A 17,626-nucleotide genomic window follows, 5' to 3' on the forward strand; every position below is an offset into this window, starting at 1 on the left:
CTGATCGAGAACTACTTCGGCAAGCTGAAGGAAAACAGAGGGATAGCCATGCGCCCCTGCAAGACAGATCAGAGCTTCAAAGCCTTCATCTCGATTGCGGCAACAATCATTCAGATACGGTGAACGTCAACAGCCCCTAATATGACGTCACAAAAGTTAAGTGAACGCCGCCTAAGGATTGGCTGTGCCAAGGGGGAATCACATGGCTGATTTGTCGATTACATCAATTACCAAACGCTTTACCGACACACCCGTATTGAAAGGTGTGACGCTTGATGTACCTGATGGGGAATTTGTCTCGTTGGTGGGGCCATCGGGCTGTGGTAAATCCACACTGCTTAGGATCATCGCTGGTCTGGAGGCGCCGACCAGCGGGTGCGTCGCAATCGGAGGCGAGGACGTCACCGACATTCGCGCAGCAGATCGCAACCTGTCAATGGTGTTCCAATCCTATGCGCTTTACCCACATCTGACTGTTGCGGAAAACATTGCTGTGCCGTTGCGCATGCGCGAAATGAGTGGACTGCAACGGTTGCCCTTCTTGGGACGCGTTATGCCAGGTACACGCGATCAAAGGCTGCATATTTCCCAAGCTGTGCACCAAGCTGCGGAAATGCTGGAGATTGCCATGCTTTTGGACCGTAAGCCGGGCCAACTTTCTGGCGGGCAGCGTCAGCGTGTGGCTTTGGGGCGTGCTCTTGTGCGAGAACCGGCTGCGTTCCTGCTTGATGAGCCTTTGTCGAACCTCGATGCCAAGCTACGGGTACAAACAAGGGCCGAAATTGCAGAATTGCACCGTAGGCTCGGGGCGACATTCATCTATGTGACCCATGACCAGGTCGAGGCGATGACGATGTCAGATCGTATTGCCGTGATGATGGATGGCGAGATCCTGCAATGTGCTGCCCCTGAGATTGTTTATGAAGATCCCAATGACATCAGGGTCGCAGAATTCATCGGTTCCCCGAAGATCAACATCCTGCCCGTGGAACGTGTCGGGGCTGAGTTGCAGCTTTTGGGCCGGAGCTTGGATTGGCGCATCCCTAACGAGGGCCTGCAAATCTTACAGATCGGGGTGCGCCCGGAAGCGTTGCGCTTGACCCAGACCGAGCCCATGTTGACTGGCTCAGTTGCGCATTTTGAAAACCTCGGCTCCGAGGTTTTTGCCCAAATTGCGCTGGACCAATATGCAGTGCGTGTGACCTTGCGCGCAACTCCTGTGGAACGGCAAATGTTAGGATTGGGCACACAGGTCGGGCTGCGCTTTGATCCAGCGGCAGCTTTGGTCTTTGGTTCGGATGGCAAGCGTTTGCGAAAAGTCGAGGCATCGGCACATATGATTAGCCAGGTTGCTTGAGATGGCTGTTCTTGATGCGAATGCATCGGAGCCAGTGTCCCAGGGCGTGCAAAGCCAAGCGCGCACTGCTTGGACGCTCACCGCCCCTGCCCTGGCTTTGATGTTTCTTATCCTGCTAGTGCCCATTTGCGTGGCAGGCGTGTTGTCCTTTACCAACTATTCGCTGGGCAACACCGGTTTTGACTGGGTTGGAACAGAAAACTACGAGCGGCTTCTTACCCGCGCCACCTATGCAAAGATGTTCGTGGCGACCTTGACTTATGTCGTGACGGTTGTGCCGATCTCATTGGGCCTGGGGTTAGGTGCCGCGATGTTAGTGCATTCACTAGGCCGGGTGGGAGACATCTATAAGACGATCTATTTCCTGCCCGTGATGGCAACGCTTTTGGCCATGGCAATTGCATGGGAATTCATGCTGCACCCCTCCATCGGCATGGTGAACCGCACGCTTGAGATGGCCTGCGGCAGCTGGTTTGAGGTGATCCCTTTCTTTGCCAATGGATGTGCTGACAGGTTCCCGCTTTGGTTAGGCGACAAGGACTACGCCATCTGGGTCGTGTGTTTCATCGGTATCTGGCAGGGCTTTGGCTTTAACATGGTCCTGTATCTTGCCGGGCTTACGTCGGTGCAGCGCGAACTCTACCATGCCGCTGAGATGGATGGTGCAAGATCCGCATGGGCGCGGTTCTGGCTGGTGACATGGCCAGCCCTTGGTCCGACCACCGTTTTCGTTGTGACCATTTCCTGCATCCGCGCCTTTCAGGTCTTTGACACCATCGAGGCATTCTGGCCGCAAGGCGGTGGGCCGAACAAATCCGCCTACGTCATGATGTTCGCGATCTTTGAGAAAGGCGTTCAACAGAACCTGATAGGGATCGGGTCGGCGATCACCATGCTGTTTTTGATCTTTGTGATGATCCTGACCCTGATCCAGCGCTGGCTGGTCGAACGCAAGGTGCACTACGGATGACACGGACATGGTGGAAACACTTGCTGCTGATCCTTGGCGCGATCATCGTGCTGGCACCGTTCTACATGATGGTGAGCTATTCACTCAAAAGCCCGGGCGAGATCGACCGTGGTGAGGGTGGATTTTTTGGCCGTCAGGAGATGATGGTCGACCCGCGTTGTGTAGCATTGCAACAGCCGGACCGTGCCGATATCCAAGCCGCACGCACACGCTTTCCCGGACAGGATGACGGGGACGTTCAAGCCGCCCTGCTGGCCGAGACCGAGGCTGAGTGTTCCATGCGTCCCGTCGTTTTCAACTACTCGAAAGCGTTCACCGAAGCGCCTTTGATCCGCTATCTGCTGAACGGCGTGATCGTGACCGTCTCCATCTTCGTGATCCAGATCGTCGTCGCCCTGCCGGCGGCTTATGCATTGGCCAAGCTCAGGTTCTGGGGCCGCGAAGCCGTGTTCGGACTGGTCTTGTTCTGCCTTTTGATCCCTGTCCATGCCATAGCGTTGCCACTGTACATTATGCTTGCCAAACTGGGGCTGACCAACACCTATGCCGCGCTGATCGTGCCCTGGACAATCTCTGTCTTTGGCATCTTCTTGATGCGCCAGTTCTTCATGACAGTACCGGATGATCTGATCGACGCGGCACGCATGGACGGAATGACCGAGTTTTCCATTGTGTGGCGCGTCATGTTGCCGACGGCGATCCCGGCGCTGTTGGCCTTTGCGATCTTCAGCATCGTGGCGCATTGGAACGACTATTTCTGGCCCCGCATAGTCGTGACCGGAAACCGGGATCTTTTCACGCCACCGCTTGGTTTGCGCGAATTCAAGGGCGATGGCGACGGGTCTTTTTTTGGGCCGATGATGGCCACCGCCACCGTCATCGTCACACCTTTGATCGTTGCGTTTCTGATCGCGCAGCGCCGCTTTATCGAAGGGATTACGCTTTCTGGAATGAAGTAGGATGGGTCAAAACCCATCCTACTCATACGCCCCACAAGGGGACAATCACCGGGGTCTGCCAATCGCCAAACCGTCAGCCCCGACAACTGGAGTAGATTTAATGAAACTGACCACCACTGCAATGGTTTTGGCGCTGTCTGCCAGCGCCGTTTATGCCCAAGACAAGGTAACCATCGAGTTCGCCTATCCCTATAGCCATCTCTTTGACGTGACCTATGAGGCAATGATGCCCGCCTTCAACGCCGCACATCCCAATATTGAAGTGAAGTTCCGTGCCACCTACGAATCCTATGAGGATGGCACCAATACCATTTTGCGCGAAGCGGTCGCGGGTAACCTGCCCGACGTCACCATGCAGGGTCTCAACCGCCAGCAGCCGCTGATTGAGAAAAACATCGCCCAGTCGCTTGAGCCCTTCATCGCGCAGGAAGCTGATTTCGAGAAAGACGGTTATCATCAGGCTATGCTGTCGCTGTCGACCTTCAACGATGAAGTCTATGGCCTGCCGTTCTCGATCTCGCTGCCGGTTGGCTATTACAACATGGACATCCTGCGCGCGGGCGGCATCGAAGAGTTGCCCCAAACATGGGATGACGTGATCGCGGCTTGCGAGACGATGAAGGCCAATGGCATCGACAACCCGATCTTCTGGGGTTGGAACATCACCGGCAATTGGTTTGTGCAGGCGCTCTTGTGGTCTCAGGACAGCGCGATCGTCGAGAACGGCACCGTCACCCTCGACAGCCCGGAAACGCTGGCAGCACTTGAGCAAATGCAGGAAATCTTCACTAAATGCGATATGCAGAACCTTGAATGGAAAGCAGCCCTATCGTCCTTTTCCGCTGGTGATATCGGAATGATGTTCTGGTCTACCTCGGCACTGGGCGCTGTTGAACGGTCGCAAGGTGACTTTGAGTTGGTCACCGGTCCTTTCCCCGGCATGGGCGGCAAGCCGATGGGTCTGCCTGCGGGCGGCAATGCGGCCATGCTGACGTCGACGTCAGATGACCCTGCCGTGCGCGAGGCGGCTTGGACTTTCCTTAAATACATCACCTCCGGTGATGGCGCTGCCGAGGTGGCCAAGACCACCGGCTACATGCCACCGAACAGAGCTGCAAACGAGATCATCCTCGCAGATTTCTATGAGCAAAACCCCAACAAGCAAACCGCAGTTGATCAGCTTCCGTTGCTGCGCGACTGGCTGGCCTATCCCGGTGACAACGGTTTGGCCATCACGCAGGTGATTTACGACTCGATTGAGCGGATTGTCACGGGCGACGCCACCGACATGAAAGAGCTTCAGCAGGAGATGGTCGAAGAAGTCGCCGACCTGCTGCCCAACGGCTAAGCCGCGTGCTGGTCGCCCCCAAGCGGGGCGGCCAGACCCTGCTCAATGCCAGATATTTCTGGATGAAAGACTGTACATGAAACTTGTTCATATCTCTGACCTTCATCTGACCCTGCCGGGCGAACGGATGGGCGGAGTAGACCCCCACCAACGTTTTGCGCAGGCTCTGGCGCATGTGCTTGCACACCACAGTGACGCGACGCGGATCATTATCACCGGCGATCTGACCCATTGGGGGGAGCCTGGCGCGTATGCAGCTCTGCGGGATGTCTTGACGGACCTGCCGTGCCCGGTGCGATTGCTGATCGGCAACCACGACGATCGTGCGGCGTTTCTGTCCGCGTTCCCGGATCATCCGAAAGACGCGCACGGCTTCATCAATTACGCCGAGACGGTAGACACCATCCGCCTGATCTATCTGGATACGACCGCACCGCGTACCCATGCCGGCCATTTTTGCGCTGTCCGCCGCGACTGGCTGGCGGCGGAACTTGAAAGCCACGACCGCACACGCCTGTTCGTGCACCACAACATCATGCCCATCGCCTTGCCCGCGACCGACAAAATCGCGCTTGTTCCCCGGGATCGCACACCGTTGGCCGACCTGCTTGACCAGTATCGCGACCGTATCGACTACGTCCATTTCGGTCATGTACACACCCCGGTTCACGGCACCTATTGCGACATCCCATTTGCGTCTGTCCGGTCAACTGTAAATCAGTCCCTGCCAGACTTTAGTGAAAGGGACCTGTTACAGAGCGCACCAATGGCACCGTCCTATTCCGTGATCCTCGCCGATGCGACAGGCACCTTGATTCACGACATTCCTTTCGCTTGGGATGGTCCCGTATTTACGGCTGGCACCGACTGGGAAGAATGGGCCAAGCCCCTTGTGGTAGAATGAAATTTATCCACCTTACAGACACCCATGTTATCGGCTCAGGCGATCTCTACGGAAAGGACCCGGCCGCGCGTTTGCGTGCCGCAGTCCAGTCGATCAACGCGGAACACGGCGATGCGGCGTTCGTCGTCCTGACTGGTGACATGACCCATTGGGGTGATCCTGCGGCCTATGCCCGGTTCTCACCGGAAATCTGCGATCTTTAGAGGCGAGCAACATCACATTGAACGCAGATACCTATGCGCGCATGGAAGCTTTATCACCAAGGCCTGCCCAAGCGATGGATCGACTTGAGGAAGGCAGCAGTTAGGCTGGTCCGGGCATTTCGCCTTCCCAATGTTCGCCCATGGCGACAATGCACGATGTTCCGTTTGTGTAATTCTGTACGATGATCCAGTCACCGTTTCTTTGGCTGACCCAGATTTCAAGCAGAGTTTCAGGGTCCCGCAGGCCTCTCCCCTGACGCTCTGCACCCAGAGCATTCGTTAGCATATGCGCCATGCGCGTGCTGTCATCACAACTAACATCCGTCATTTGCGCGTCCGCAAGTGCAGGAATCGAGAAGCAGATAGACAAAGTTAGTGCATAACGAAGAACCATATGAGAATCCTAATCGTCTGATTTTCAAAATGTAACAAATTTATGATGCCTTGTGGATAACTGTGGCGCCAGGGCGATATGTGCCAATCATTGCAAAAGCTTGCACTTTACCCCCTTAGATCTGTCATTTTTCTTTTACCTTTATGTAAAGAGACTGACTCAAAACCGTCATCAAACCGTAGTGTCCGCCGTTTACGCCCTCCCCAAACATGGGGGCGATATGCTGAAGATTGATAAGCTGACCAAGCGGTTCGGGGATAAAACAGCTGTAGATGCTGCAAACATCTTGGTGGAAAAACCGTCAATGGTTGGGATCATTGGCCGTTCTGGCGCGGGCAAGTCCACGCTTTTGCGGATGGTGAATTGTCTGAGCGATGTGTCCGAGGGCACGATTACCTTTGAGGGTGAAGAGATTACTGGGCTGCGGGGAGCTGCGCGGCGCAATTGGCAATCGCGGTGCGCCATGATTTTCCAGCAATTCAACCTCGTGCCCCGCATGGATGTCGTATCAAACGTGCTGCACGGCACCCTGAACAAGCGGTCGACCTTTGCGACAATGTTCAATCTTTACCCGCAGTCTGATATTCACCGGGCCATTGAAATCCTTGATCGGCTCGGTATTGCCGAACAGGCCCCAAAACGGGCAGAGGCCCTCTCGGGTGGGCAACAGCAGCGTGTGGCGATTGCGCGCGCCTTGATGCAAGATCCGAAAATCATCCTTGCCGATGAACCTATCGCCAGCCTTGATCCGATGAATGCGCAAGTGGTCATGCAAGCCCTGCGCCGCATTCACGAAGAAGACGGGCGCATGGTCATCGCAAACCTCCATACGCTTGATACCGCGCGGCGCTATTGCGACCGGGTGATCGGGATGCGCGACGGGCGGATCGTTTTTGATGGCACGCCAGAGCAGCTGACCACCGGAGTTGCACGTGACATCTACGGGGCCGGTGCGGATTTTTCCGAAGCCGCCACGTCCACCGAAATCGAAACACTGGACAGGCCAGAGATCCTCGAAGCGACAGTATACGCCTGAGCCAGTTGCAGCCTGCGTACCTTCTGCAGGTCACCTTACTCAACCCGCCCTCAAATAGCTACAAATCAGTAGGGCAACAAACCACGGAGATAACAATGAAAAAGACTCTCGTACTGGCGCTTGCCGCCTCCACAGCCCTCAGCACGGGCGCTCTTGCCCAAGACATCACCGAATTCCGCATCGGGATTCTGGGCGGCGAAAATGCCCAAGACCGGATGAACAGCTACCAGTGTCTGGCGGATTTCACGACCGAAGCGCTCGGCGTTGAAACCAAGCTTTTCGCCCCTGCCGACTATAATGGCGTCATTCAGGGCCTTCTGGGTGGCACCATCGACATGGCATGGCTTGGCGCATCAGCCTACGCAGCAACATTCCTGCAAGATCCGGAGGCTGTTGAGCCTGTTTTGATCAAGGTCAACATTGATGGCTCGGTCGGCTACCATTCGATCGGCTTTGCCCGCATCGATAGTGGCGTCACATCTCTCGATGACATGGAAGGCAAGGTGTTTGGTTTTGGTGATCCAAACTCGACATCTGGCTATCTTATTCCTTCCATCGAGATTCCGCAGTACAAGGACGGCATCACCATGGAATCCGGCGCATACTTCGGTGAAGTCAAATTCACAGGCGGTCATGAGCAGACCATCGTCGCAGTGAACAACGGCGATATCGATGGCGGCGTGACATGGGCCGATGGTCAGGGCAATTGGGAAGACGGCTATAATTCCGGCGCGCTGCGCAAAGCGGTTGATGCAGGTCTCGTCGACATGAACGACATGGTCCAGATCTGGAAATCCAACGTTATCCCCGAGGGCCCTGTCGTGCTGCGCCAAGCACTGCCCGATGATGTCAAAGCCACAATGGTTGCGCTGGTTGATGGCCTTTACGAAGCAGACCCTGAGTGCGCCTACGGCGTCGCTGCGGGCGACACGCTGGGATTCCAGCCCGTCACGCACGCGATGTACGAAAACATCGTGGCAGCCCGTCAGTCTGTCATTGGGAACTAAAACAATTTTTATGACACATCCGGTAGCGCTTTGGCGCTGCCGGTATTTCTTTGTCCGGGGGTCAGGATGGCAGATATTTCACTTCGCGGTACGGTACAAACAGTTGAAAGCATACAATCTGCTTATACCGCGCAGGTACAGCGCCGTAGGCTTTATGGCGGCCTCACTCTCCTGATTTTCATCGTTATGATGGTGTCCGGGTTCAATGTTGCGGATGACCGCAACGCTGGCGGTTTTTGGGATGGACTACATCAGATCGGCGACTACCCAGCAGATGTTTTGTCTGAAGCGTGGGAAAAGCGCGCCGATCTACCCGGCTTGATCGCAAAATATTTTCCGGCATTGCTGGAAACCGTAAACATCGCGGCTGTCTCGACCCTCATCGGGGCTATTGGCGGGTTGTTCCTGTCGCTTCTGGGCACGCGGGGCCTTGCCAAATGGCCAAGACTGATCCCGCTTTTCCGTCGCATCTCGGATATCATGCGCGCCGTGCCCGAGATCGTCATCGCTCTCGTCCTGATTTTTGTGCTCGGTGGTGGGCCCGTTCCCGCAATGATCGCAATTGCCATCCACACGGCTGGTGCACTGGCCAAGATGTTTTCCGAAGTGTCTGAGAACACCGACTTGAAAGCTGTCGAAGGGCTTGCCTCCACGGGTGCCACATGGTCGCAGCGGATGCTTCTGGGTGTGTTGCCTCAGGTCGCCCCCAACTATGTCAGCTACACGCTGCTGCGCTTCGAGATCAACATCCGTGCCTCTGCAATCCTAGGTTTTGTCGGCGCGGGTGGCCTTGGCTATGAGCTGCGAAACGCAATGGCCTGGGGTCCGGGCCGCTTTGATGAAGCTGCCGCGATTTTCATCCTCCTGTTCGGCACGATCGTATTGTTCGATCAAGTCTCAAGCCGCTACCGCAATCGTTTGACTGAGGGACAAGGCCAATGACCGCTATTGATCTGGGTACAACCAAGTTTGAGGCTGAAAAGCTCTTCCAGCGCAAGCGCTTGATTGGCTTTGGCATCCCTTCGGTCATCGCAGTTTATTTCGTCTATATCTTCTTCGCGTTTGACCTGCCTGGCCTTGCCGGACGCGCCAATATGGAAAACGCGGTAACTCTGGCTTCGGACAGTTGGTCTCATAAGGTCCATGTCACTCGGGATAATCGATCGGGAGAGATCACTTATGCCGTCGAAGGGGAGCGCAAGGGCCGCTACCCCGACGGCCAGCGCCCTGATTGGGTCAGCGGCGACGATATCGTTGTTGTTGATCTGGGAGACAGGCATGTCGTCCGCTATCTGCCAGACAGCCGGACCGAGATTGAAATTCCAGGCTTCCAAATGATTGCGGCACAGGCCGAGGGGCGCACCGTCACGACCAACCTGCCTAATGATCTGCCCGATTGGATTTCCGCCTCGGACCGCCGCGTGGGCATCACCACGCCCGAAGGCCGCATTACCTTGACGGGCGCGCGGACAGAGGTTTTCAATTATTTTCCCGGATGGGAGCTATTCTGGTTTACGCTCGACAGCCCCTACTACGGACAGTCCTTGGCCACGATCCTGTTTGGGGACCAGATCGACCCTGAGCGCGGCAATTTCACTGGCGCGATATCCGACTGGTGGAACAACGCCATGTGGCGGCATAAGGACGTGGCTTGGGCCATTGGCGAGACAATCCTGATGGCCTTCCTCGGCACCATGGGGGCGGCGATCATCGCCCTGCCGCTGGGCTTTCTCGCAGCAAAACGGTTCTCGCCGTTCATGCTCGTGCGCGCTACCACCCGCCGTCTGTTTGATTTCGTACGCGGTGTCGATGCGCTGATCTGGACGGTAGTGCTCGCCCGTGCCTTTGGCCCTGGCCCGCTTACTGGCACATTGGCAATCCTGATCACGGATACCGGCACTTTCGGCAAGATCTTCTCAGAGGCATTGGAAAACGTGGATCAAAAGCAAATTGAGGGCGTCGCCTCGACCGGAGCCAAGCCGCTGCAACGCTACCGCTTTGGCGTCATACCGCAGATTGTGCCGGTGCTTCTGGCCCAAATCCTTTACTTCCTTGAATCCAACACCCGCTCTGCCACCATCATCGGCGCGATCACGGGCGGTGGCATCGGCCTTATGCTGACCCAAGCAATCCAGACCCAGAAAGACTGGGAGGAAGTCGCTTATTATATCGTCCTGATCATCGCCATGGTGATGTTCATGGACTGGTTCTCAGGCTGGCTGCGCGCCAAGCTGATCGGGCGTAAGGACTGATGGCGCGCATCTTGATCACCGGAAGCAACCATCCAATTGATATTGCCATCAATAATGCAGGTAGTATTGGACCGGACAGCCCCACAACCGATATGGATTGGACTGCAATGGCCTATACATTTGCGGCCAATGTCGCGGGTGCTCTGGCCGTCAGCACGGCCTGTCTGGATCATTTGCGCCGTAGCAGCAGGCCCCGTACCCTAACTGTCTCAAGTCAGATATCATATATGGGCTATGCCAAATCGGATCGCATTGCCTACCGCGCCTCCAAGGCTGCGGTAAATAAGGTTGTGCAAGGATTGGCCACAGATCCCTCTAGAGATGGCATTGCAGCCGTGCGTGTCGATCCTTGTTGGGTTCGGACAGATATGGGGCGCACAGAGGCCGAGCTTGACCCAAAAGAAGTCGCCACAGGAATTATCAGTCTGGCAGAGCGCGTCACGCTTGAACTCACAGGCAAGCTCTTTCGCTGGACTGGCGAGGAGCGTGCGTTTTGACTGAGACCAGATTAAAACCGGATGTCCCTTTTCTTCATCCCGATTGCGAGATCACAGATGCGACATTCGGAAAATACGTGGAAATCGGACGGGGCAGCCGCTTGGCGCATTCCAATATGGATGACTATTCATACTGCGACCGATTTGCTGACATTGCCAATACTTGTGTGGGCAAGTTCTCGAACATTGCAGCCTTTGTGCGGATCGGGGCCACGGACCACCCGATGGAAAGAGCGAGCCTGCATCACTTTCAGTATCGCTCGGCCGACTATTTTGAAGATACGGAGCATGATGACGCTTGGTTTGCCCACAGGCGCAGCCGTCGCACGGTGATTGGTCATGATACATGGCTTGGTCACGGTGCACAGGTCCGGCCCGAAGTGACCATCGGCCATGGAGCCGTTATCGCTGGCGGCGCAATTGTGACAAAAGACGTGCCCCCTTACATGATCGTGGCAGGTATTCCGGCTACCCCACTGCGTTTCCGTTTTGAACCAAAGATTGCTGACAGGCTTATGGCGCTGGCATGGTGGGATTGGCCACACGACCGCTTGCGCGGCGCTCTTGATGATTTTCGCAACCTCGGCGCCGAGGAATTTCTAGAGCGCTACGAGGGCACGATCTGACTCCAGATGTCACAAAGTCGTAGTGGTACGCCGTTAAAATACGGTAGCGCGATTACCAAGGCCAAAATAGATGTATAGACGCGACCATTCTCAGGTTTCCTATTCCAGCTCCGCACAATCACGATCGGGTCAAGCAGTGATCAAGTTGATCGAGAACGCAACCGGGCGGCTTCATTTGGTCCAACGGGCGCGAGACTATGATGTCGAAATTGCGCAGGGTCGAAGTTTCTGGGACGTCATGGTCAGCCGCTATGGATTGAGCCTTGATGTGGTTTCGGGGTCTATCTCGGACATTCCTGCGGACGGTCCCTTGGTTGTCGTTGCTAATCACCCCTTCGGTATCCTTGACGGGCTTATCATGGGATACCTGCTGTCCACGCGTCGGGGTGATTTCCGCATTCTGGCAAACAGCGTTTTTCAGGGCGCGCCCGATCTCAATCGGGTTGTTCTGCCCGTAAGCTTTGACAACAGTAAAGATGCGATGATGCTGAACTTGGATACGCGCGCCAAGGCTTTGGATTTTCTCAAGGCTAGCGGCGCGATTGGCGTCTTTCCCGGTGGAACCGTTTCGACAGCGGCAACTCCTTTTCAGCGGCCATTTGATCCCGGCTGGCGCCGCTTTACGGCGCGTATGATTACCAAATCAAATGCGACCGTGGTTCCGGTTTTCTTTGACGGTCAGAACTCGCGATTGTTTCAGTTAGCCAGCCATATCCACTATAATCTGCGCGTGGCGCTCTTGTTAAAAGAATTTCGTCGCCGGGCCGACAAACCTGTAAAGATCGCAATCGGCACGCCGATCTCGCCTGCAACGATTGCCGCACTCTCCGATGATGCACAGGGCATGATGGACTTTCTCAGAAACGAGACATACGGGCTTTCACCAAAGAAGATTGCCCATTCGACCTACGGGTTCGAGTTTGAAGAACGATACAAGGCCTGAAGGGCCGCAACCCCATCATTTCAAACCATTATCCGACTTCAGGAAACCCACCGTGATCGCCGACACGGCAACCATCCCTGCCGCAGTTCCCAACATCAGCGCCAGACCACCTGCCTGATACGTCAGGCCCGACAGCAAGGTTCCGGCCAACCGCCCGCCCGCATTGGCCATGTAGTAAAAGCCCACATCCATCGTGACCCTTTCTGCCTTCGTAAAGGACAGGATCAGGTAGGAATGTAGTGATGAGTTCACAGCGAAGACCGCACCGAAGATCAGCAAGCCGGCGACAAGCGTGAGGGTGAGCCACATGTGCGCCTCTGTCGCGGTGACTGCCGCGAGTGTCAGCATCACCGGAACGGCAGCGAGGCCCCAGCCCCAGGTCCGCGCCGCGCCAATCAGGTCCGCCTCGGACCGCTGGCTTGCCCGCAGGATGCGTGGCGCGTTGGCCTGAACAAGACCATAGAGAATGACCCAAACGGCCATGAATGTCCCGATCATGAAGAATGCGGCGCGGTTGCCTTCGGTTGTGCCATCCGACAGCACAGCGTAAAAATAGATAGGAATGCCTACAACGAACCAGACGTCCCGCGCCCCGAACAAGAACACCCGTGCCGCGCTAAGCCAGTTCACGTTAGCCGACTTGGAAAACACCTCTGAGAATTTCGTACCCTTGCGTCCCTTCGGTAGCCCCGGCGGCATAGCAATCAAAACGGCTAGCAGAATTGCGGCAAGGATCGCAGCCATGCCCAAAACCGCCAAGACAAATCCAAGTGTCGCCAGCAAAACAGCACCCAGCAGAAACCCCGCGCCCTTCACCATATTCTTGGACCCCGTCAACAGAGCCACCCAGCGAAAGAGCGCTCCATCCTGTGACGGCGCCAGCAATTTGACGGCTGATTTGGATGACATCTTGGCGAGGTCCTTGGCCACGCCGCTTGCAGCCTGCACCAGCATGACAAAGACCACCGACGCGCCGACCGCCCAGGACGGATCAAGCTGGGCCAGCGCCAGCAGCGCCAGCACCTGCAACCCAAGCCCTGCATAAAGTGTCGATGCCAGGCCAAACCGGGCGGCAATCCATCCTGCGCACAGGTTGGTGACGACGCCCGCAATCTCGTAGAGCACAAACAGATAGGCCAGTTGGACTGGCGAAAATCCCAGTGTATGGAAGTGCAAAAGCACCAGCATGCGCAAGGCACCATCGGTCAGCATGAAAGCCCAGTAGGCGGCGGTGACCGCGATATAGGCTGACAGCCCCTCGGGCCGCGCGGAGGTGTCCGTCACAGACTGCCCCCGACCATCAAGGCCACATCCACCAACCGGTGCGCATACCCCATCTCGTTGTCATACCACGCGTAGACCTTCACCTGAGTGCCATTGATCACCATGGTTGAAGGCGCATCAACAATGCTCGAGCGTTCGTCATTGGTGTAGTCGGTAGAGACAAGCGGGCGCTCTTCATAGCCAAGAATGTCCTTAAGCGGCCCTTCGGAGGCAGCCTTAAAAAGCGCATTGACCTCTTCTGCGGTGGTCTCCCGCTCGACCTCGAACACGCAATCGGTCAGCGACGCATTGAGCAGTGGCACGCGGACCGCGTGACCGTTCAGGCGACCTGTCAGCTCAGGATAGATAAGCGTGATGGCGGTCGCGCTGCCAGTGGTCGTCGGGATGAGGGAATTCAGGGCAGAGCGCGCACGGCGCAGGTCTTTCGCCGGACGGTCCACAATGGTCTGTGTGTTGGTAACGTTATGGATCGTGGTGATGGAGCCATGTTTGATCCGCAAGGTTTCGTGGATCACCTTGACCACGGGCGCCAGACAATTGGTGGTGCAACTGGCCGCGGTCACGATGTGGTGCCGGTCCGGTTCATAGATGTCGTGGTTGACACCATAAACGATATTGGCGCCCCCCCCGTCCTTGACTGGGGCAGATACAATCACCTTCTTCACGCCTGCCTCGAAATAGGGGGAGATCTTCGCCTCGGTCTTGAAGGCCCCGGTGCAGTCGATCACCACATCAACGCCGTCCAGCGGCAGGTCCGCGATGTCGCGGGCGCCGATAAACGGAAGGCGCGTGCCATTAATGGAAACGCTGTCGTCGTCATGTGCAAAATCGGCCTTCCAACGGCCATGGACCGTGTCGAACTCCAACAGATGCGCGTGCATCCGCGGATCGCCCACGGCATCGTTGATCCATGCGATCTTCACCCCCTGCTCCAGCAAAGGTTTCAGGGCAAGTTTCCCAATGCGGCCAAGGCCGTTGAGAGCATAAACAGTCATATCTTTGATCCTTTGTCAGTAGATTGGCCGATCTCGTCGACAGCTTTGTGCAAGGACAACCGGTCCAAAGAGACAAGGGGCAAAGCCGTAAAAGCGGTCATGCGATTGCGCAGCGCGCCATAGGTCTGGTGAAAGGCGAGACTCTTTTCTGCGTCAGAGCCCTCAACCTTCACCGGGTCCGGCAGCCCCCAATGCGCGCTTACGGGTTGATTGTGCCACGAGGGGCATTCTTCATTGGCCGCCTGATTGCAGACAGTAAAGACGAAATCGAATTCTGGGGCGTCCGCCCCTTGGAACTCGGAGATGTTCTTGGAACGAAGGGCAGAGACATCATGCCCTTTCTGTTCCAGCACCTCGACCGCAAAGGGATTCAGTTCCGAGCGCGACTTGGTGCCTGCCGAATAGACAACGAAGCGGTCACCGGCGAGGTCGCGCAGGATGGACTCAGCAAAGATGGACCGAGCAGAATTGCCGGTGCAGATGAACAAGACGTTGTATTTTCGGTCGGCCATTGGACTGTCCCCATTGATGATGGAATAGGCATTTGGAGTGCAAATCTCTGGCCTGCCTCTGCAACAATCGTGCAAGAGGTAATCAACAGTCTCGCGAGTGGCATCCATGTCGATTGAATAGCGCAAGGACGTGCCAATACGCTCTTGGCTGATCAAACCGGCGTGCATCAGCGCGTTCACATAGGTCGACAGCGTATTTGGCTTTAGCCCAAGCGCTTGCGCCAGCTCTGTCGCCGGGACGCGATCAGGATAGCGTCGCATCAGCAGTTGGAACAGCGCCAGCCGTTGGGGATGGCCAAGTGTCGAAAGGCGGTTGGGAATCAGTATTTCCATAATTCACGAATATATGAACAATGGGCGCCTTGGAAGTGAAGATTTTGTAACCCGCCACACCGGCGACGATAGCTTTAAGACGGATCAGACGCTCAACGAGCATCGGCCAGCTAGCTCTGTTACGGGTGTTGTGCTGATGAGCAAGCCTTACGTTTCAAGCGTCAACGTTACCCGATCGCCTGCAAACCAGGTACGACCGTACTCTACGGGCAGCCCGCCCTCGCAATGATTTACACTCGAAGATCTCAGCAGCGGATCACCTTCGGCAACATGCAAGAGCAGCGCGTGGGTTGCCGTGGCGCGGACTGCCGTCAGGCGGGTTGAGGCACGCGTATAGTCGTCGATGCCCGCAACACTCAAAGCTTGTGTGACGCTGTTTGTTTCATTCAACGCAGCGGTGATCCCTACAAGGCGCGCCAGTGGAAACAGGCTTTCAAATACGGCAATCGGCTGGCCATCGGCCAATGAAAGCCCGTGATAGACACAAACCGGATCGCCCGCCTTGATCTGCAACGCCTGAGCCTCACCAATTGTCGCAGCGCGCTCGTCCAACGCGAGCATGCGCTTTTCGGGTCTGCGGCCTGCGGCGATCAGATTTTCATGGAAACGCACCCGATTGCCAATCGGATAGTCAGTCGGCGTGGCCGCGACAAAGGTCCCTGCGCCGCGGCGGGTGCGTACCAACCCTTCCTCAACCAATACAGAAATCCCATGGCGCACCGTGTGGCGGTTCACGCCAAAGCGGTCTGCCAGTGCTGCCTCGGTCGGCAGCTTGTCCCCCGGCGCATAGCGCTCTTCGGCTAAGTCATTGCGCAAAGCATTCGCGATGGCCTTCCAGATCGGGGTTTTGTCAGAACCGTCACGCAAGTTTCACAAAACTCTTCTGTTATGAGGGCATCAATATGATAAGATATGTATAGTTGTATAGGAAAGAGACAAGTTGTCGAGATGAAAGACACTGTGAACGAAAATAATTCCCGCAAGGCGTGGATGGGTTTGCTGGCTAAAGCGCCCGAAGGCCGTGTGGCGGCACTGCTGGATGCTGAGATATCACGCCCCGCTTTCACGTGGCTGCGCACACCAGAGATTGGCAGCACGATGGTCCGCGCGCGCGCAGGCGCCACTGGTGCCCCCTTCAATCTGGGCGAGATGACCATAACCCGCTGCGCTTTGACGTTAGAAACTGGCGAAGTCGGTCATGCCTATATTCAAGGGCGCCGAAAGGCCGATGCTGAGGTCGCCGCCCTCGTTGATGCGCTTATGCAAACCTCACTGTCGAGCAGGCTGCGCGAGATGGTCCTTGAGCCTCTGGAGGCCGAGATGATCACCGCAAAAGCCACCCGCGCGGCTAAGGCCGCCGCGACGAAGGTTGATTTCTTTACCATGACCCGAGGAGAAGACTGATGGAGGCAAACACCCTGTCCGGCGGCTTTGCCGATCCAGCCACCCAGTCAGCCCACGCCTTTCGCAGTGTGATGGAGGCCATGGCGCGTCCGGGCACCATTCAGGATATCGAAGGGGCAACGCCCCCTGCACCGCTGTCACCCGCGATGGGTGCAGTACTGCTGACGCTTTGCGATACGGAAACACCAATCTATCTGGCTGGCGATATGGATTGCGAAGCGGCGCGGGCGTGGCTGGCCTTTCACACAGGCGCTCCTTTTGTTGGCCCCGCGCGTTGTATGTTTGCGGTTGGCGAGTGGGACTCGCTCGCGCCGCTCACGGTCTACCCGATCGGCACATCTGAATACCCGGATCGCTCAGCAACGCTCATAGTGGACTGTTCAGAACTTGACGCCTCAGGTGCTACATTGATGGGTCCAGGTATCAAGGATCAAGCAACGCTTTCCTTGCCAGAAGTTGACGCGTTCCAAGAGAACCGGAAGCTATTCCCGCTGGGGCTCGACTTCATCCTGACCAGCGGCTCACGCCTCGCGGCATTGCCTCGCTCAACCGAAGTCTCGCACTCAAGTAGCGAAGCGATAGCGCAAGTAGGAGCATCCTGA

At 56.4% G+C, this 17,626-nt stretch carries 20 protein-coding genes; 15 read left to right on the top strand and 5 right to left on the bottom strand.

Annotated elements, in window-relative coordinates; all coding sequences use genetic code 11:
- Positions 1 to 202 precede the first annotated feature (202 nt).
- From KUD11_RS14780 to KUD11_RS14805, 6 genes are all read left to right on the top strand, one after another.
- Complete coding sequence (locus KUD11_RS14780; RefSeq protein ID WP_109388559.1) at positions 203 to 1,357, top strand: ABC transporter ATP-binding protein; 1,155 nt, start codon at positions 203 to 205, stop codon at positions 1,355 to 1,357.
- A gap of 1 nt (position 1,358) precedes the next feature.
- The gene (locus KUD11_RS14785; RefSeq protein WP_109388557.1) at positions 1,359 to 2,327 is read left to right on the top strand and encodes a carbohydrate ABC transporter permease; all 969 of its coding nucleotides are present in this window, start codon (positions 1,359 to 1,361) and stop codon (positions 2,325 to 2,327) included.
- On the top strand, positions 2,324 to 3,286 hold the full coding sequence (locus KUD11_RS14790; protein ID WP_109388555.1) for a carbohydrate ABC transporter permease: 963 nt from the start codon (positions 2,324 to 2,326) through the stop codon (positions 3,284 to 3,286). The genes KUD11_RS14785 and KUD11_RS14790 overlap by 4 nt, the downstream gene beginning before the upstream one ends.
- Positions 3,287 to 3,386: 100 nt before the next feature.
- Positions 3,387 to 4,634, top strand: a complete 1,248-nt coding sequence (locus tag KUD11_RS14795; RefSeq protein ID WP_109388553.1) for an ABC transporter substrate-binding protein — start codon at positions 3,387 to 3,389, stop codon at positions 4,632 to 4,634.
- 76 nt (positions 4,635 to 4,710) lie between these two features.
- Positions 4,711 to 5,538 (top strand): metallophosphoesterase, encoded by an 828-nt coding sequence (locus KUD11_RS14800; RefSeq protein WP_109388551.1) that lies wholly within the window; start codon positions 4,711 to 4,713, stop codon positions 5,536 to 5,538.
- Positions 5,535 to 5,741 (top strand): metallophosphoesterase, encoded by a 207-nt coding sequence (locus tag KUD11_RS14805; protein WP_224380317.1) that lies wholly within the window; start codon positions 5,535 to 5,537, stop codon positions 5,739 to 5,741. Before KUD11_RS14800 ends, KUD11_RS14805 begins: the two co-directional genes overlap by 4 nt.
- A 100-nt stretch (positions 5,742 to 5,841) precedes the next feature.
- Here the strand turns inward: KUD11_RS14805 and KUD11_RS14810 are convergent, their stop codons facing one another.
- Positions 5,842 to 6,135, bottom strand: coding sequence for a hypothetical protein (locus KUD11_RS14810; protein WP_109388549.1), 294 nt, complete (start codon positions 6,133 to 6,135; stop codon positions 5,842 to 5,844).
- Positions 6,136 to 6,355: 220 nt separating this feature from the next.
- Here KUD11_RS14810 and phnC point away from each other — a divergent pair, with 220 nt between their 5' ends.
- The 7 genes from phnC to KUD11_RS14845 all read left to right on the top strand — a co-directional run bounded on the left by phnC (position 6,356) and on the right by KUD11_RS14845 (position 12,496).
- Positions 6,356 to 7,171, top strand: a complete 816-nt coding sequence (gene phnC / locus KUD11_RS14815) for a phosphonate ABC transporter ATP-binding protein (protein ID WP_109388573.1) — start codon at positions 6,356 to 6,358, stop codon at positions 7,169 to 7,171.
- Positions 7,172 to 7,266: 95 nt separating this feature from the next.
- Positions 7,267 to 8,178, top strand: coding sequence for a phosphonate ABC transporter substrate-binding protein (gene phnD / locus KUD11_RS14820; RefSeq protein ID WP_109388547.1), 912 nt, complete (start codon positions 7,267 to 7,269; stop codon positions 8,176 to 8,178).
- A 66-nt stretch (positions 8,179 to 8,244) separates the two neighbouring features.
- On the top strand, positions 8,245 to 9,120 hold the full coding sequence (gene phnE, locus KUD11_RS14825) for a phosphonate ABC transporter, permease protein PhnE (RefSeq protein WP_109388545.1): 876 nt from the start codon (positions 8,245 to 8,247) through the stop codon (positions 9,118 to 9,120).
- Positions 9,117 to 10,430: a phosphonate ABC transporter, permease protein PhnE gene (gene phnE / locus KUD11_RS14830; protein WP_109388543.1), complete on the top strand. Its 1,314-nt coding sequence runs from the start codon at positions 9,117 to 9,119 to the stop codon at positions 10,428 to 10,430. The genes phnE (KUD11_RS14825) and phnE (KUD11_RS14830) overlap by 4 nt, the downstream gene beginning before the upstream one ends.
- Positions 10,430 to 10,927, top strand: coding sequence for an SDR family NAD(P)-dependent oxidoreductase (locus KUD11_RS14835; protein ID WP_109388541.1), 498 nt, complete (start codon positions 10,430 to 10,432; stop codon positions 10,925 to 10,927). Before phnE (KUD11_RS14830) ends, KUD11_RS14835 begins: the two co-directional genes overlap by 1 nt.
- Positions 10,924 to 11,553 (top strand): LbetaH domain-containing protein, encoded by a 630-nt coding sequence (locus KUD11_RS14840; RefSeq protein ID WP_109388539.1) that lies wholly within the window; start codon positions 10,924 to 10,926, stop codon positions 11,551 to 11,553. The genes KUD11_RS14835 and KUD11_RS14840 overlap by 4 nt, the downstream gene beginning before the upstream one ends.
- A gap of 70 nt (positions 11,554 to 11,623) precedes the next feature.
- A complete protein-coding gene (locus KUD11_RS14845) occupies positions 11,624 to 12,496 on the top strand; it encodes a lysophospholipid acyltransferase family protein (RefSeq protein WP_109388537.1) in 873 nt (290 codons plus the stop codon).
- A 15-nt stretch (positions 12,497 to 12,511) separates the two neighbouring features.
- Here KUD11_RS14845 and arsJ read toward each other — a convergent pair whose 3' ends face one another.
- The 4 genes from arsJ to phnF form a co-directional block, all read right to left on the bottom strand.
- Positions 12,512 to 13,780: an organoarsenical effux MFS transporter ArsJ gene (gene arsJ, locus KUD11_RS14850; RefSeq protein ID WP_109388535.1), complete on the bottom strand. Its 1,269-nt coding sequence runs from the start codon at positions 13,778 to 13,780 to the stop codon at positions 12,512 to 12,514.
- Positions 13,777 to 14,775: an ArsJ-associated glyceraldehyde-3-phosphate dehydrogenase gene (locus KUD11_RS14855; RefSeq protein ID WP_109388533.1), complete on the bottom strand. Its 999-nt coding sequence runs from the start codon at positions 14,773 to 14,775 to the stop codon at positions 13,777 to 13,779. The genes arsJ and KUD11_RS14855 overlap by 4 nt, the downstream gene beginning before the upstream one ends.
- Entirely contained in the window at positions 14,772 to 15,620 is an 849-nt protein-coding gene (locus tag KUD11_RS14860; RefSeq protein ID WP_109388531.1) for an arsenate reductase/protein-tyrosine-phosphatase family protein, read from the bottom strand. Before KUD11_RS14860 ends, KUD11_RS14855 begins: the two co-directional genes overlap by 4 nt.
- 147 nt (positions 15,621 to 15,767) lie before the next feature.
- Positions 15,768 to 16,487: a phosphonate metabolism transcriptional regulator PhnF gene (phnF, locus tag KUD11_RS14865; protein ID WP_109388529.1), complete on the bottom strand. Its 720-nt coding sequence runs from the start codon at positions 16,485 to 16,487 to the stop codon at positions 15,768 to 15,770.
- Positions 16,488 to 16,568: 81 nt separating this feature from the next.
- Here phnF and phnG point away from each other — a divergent pair, with 81 nt between their 5' ends.
- Together phnG and phnH are read left to right on the top strand one after the other, a co-directional pair.
- Positions 16,569 to 17,024, top strand: coding sequence for a phosphonate C-P lyase system protein PhnG (gene phnG, locus KUD11_RS14870; protein WP_109388527.1), 456 nt, complete (start codon positions 16,569 to 16,571; stop codon positions 17,022 to 17,024).
- The gene (gene phnH / locus KUD11_RS14875) at positions 17,024 to 17,626 is read left to right on the top strand and encodes a phosphonate C-P lyase system protein PhnH (RefSeq protein ID WP_109388525.1); all 603 of its coding nucleotides are present in this window, start codon (positions 17,024 to 17,026) and stop codon (positions 17,624 to 17,626) included. Before phnG ends, phnH begins: the two co-directional genes overlap by 1 nt.

The sequence above is a fragment of the Roseovarius carneus genome (assembly GCF_020141465.1).
Lineage (GTDB): Bacteria > Pseudomonadota > Alphaproteobacteria > Rhodobacterales > Rhodobacteraceae > Roseovarius > Roseovarius carneus.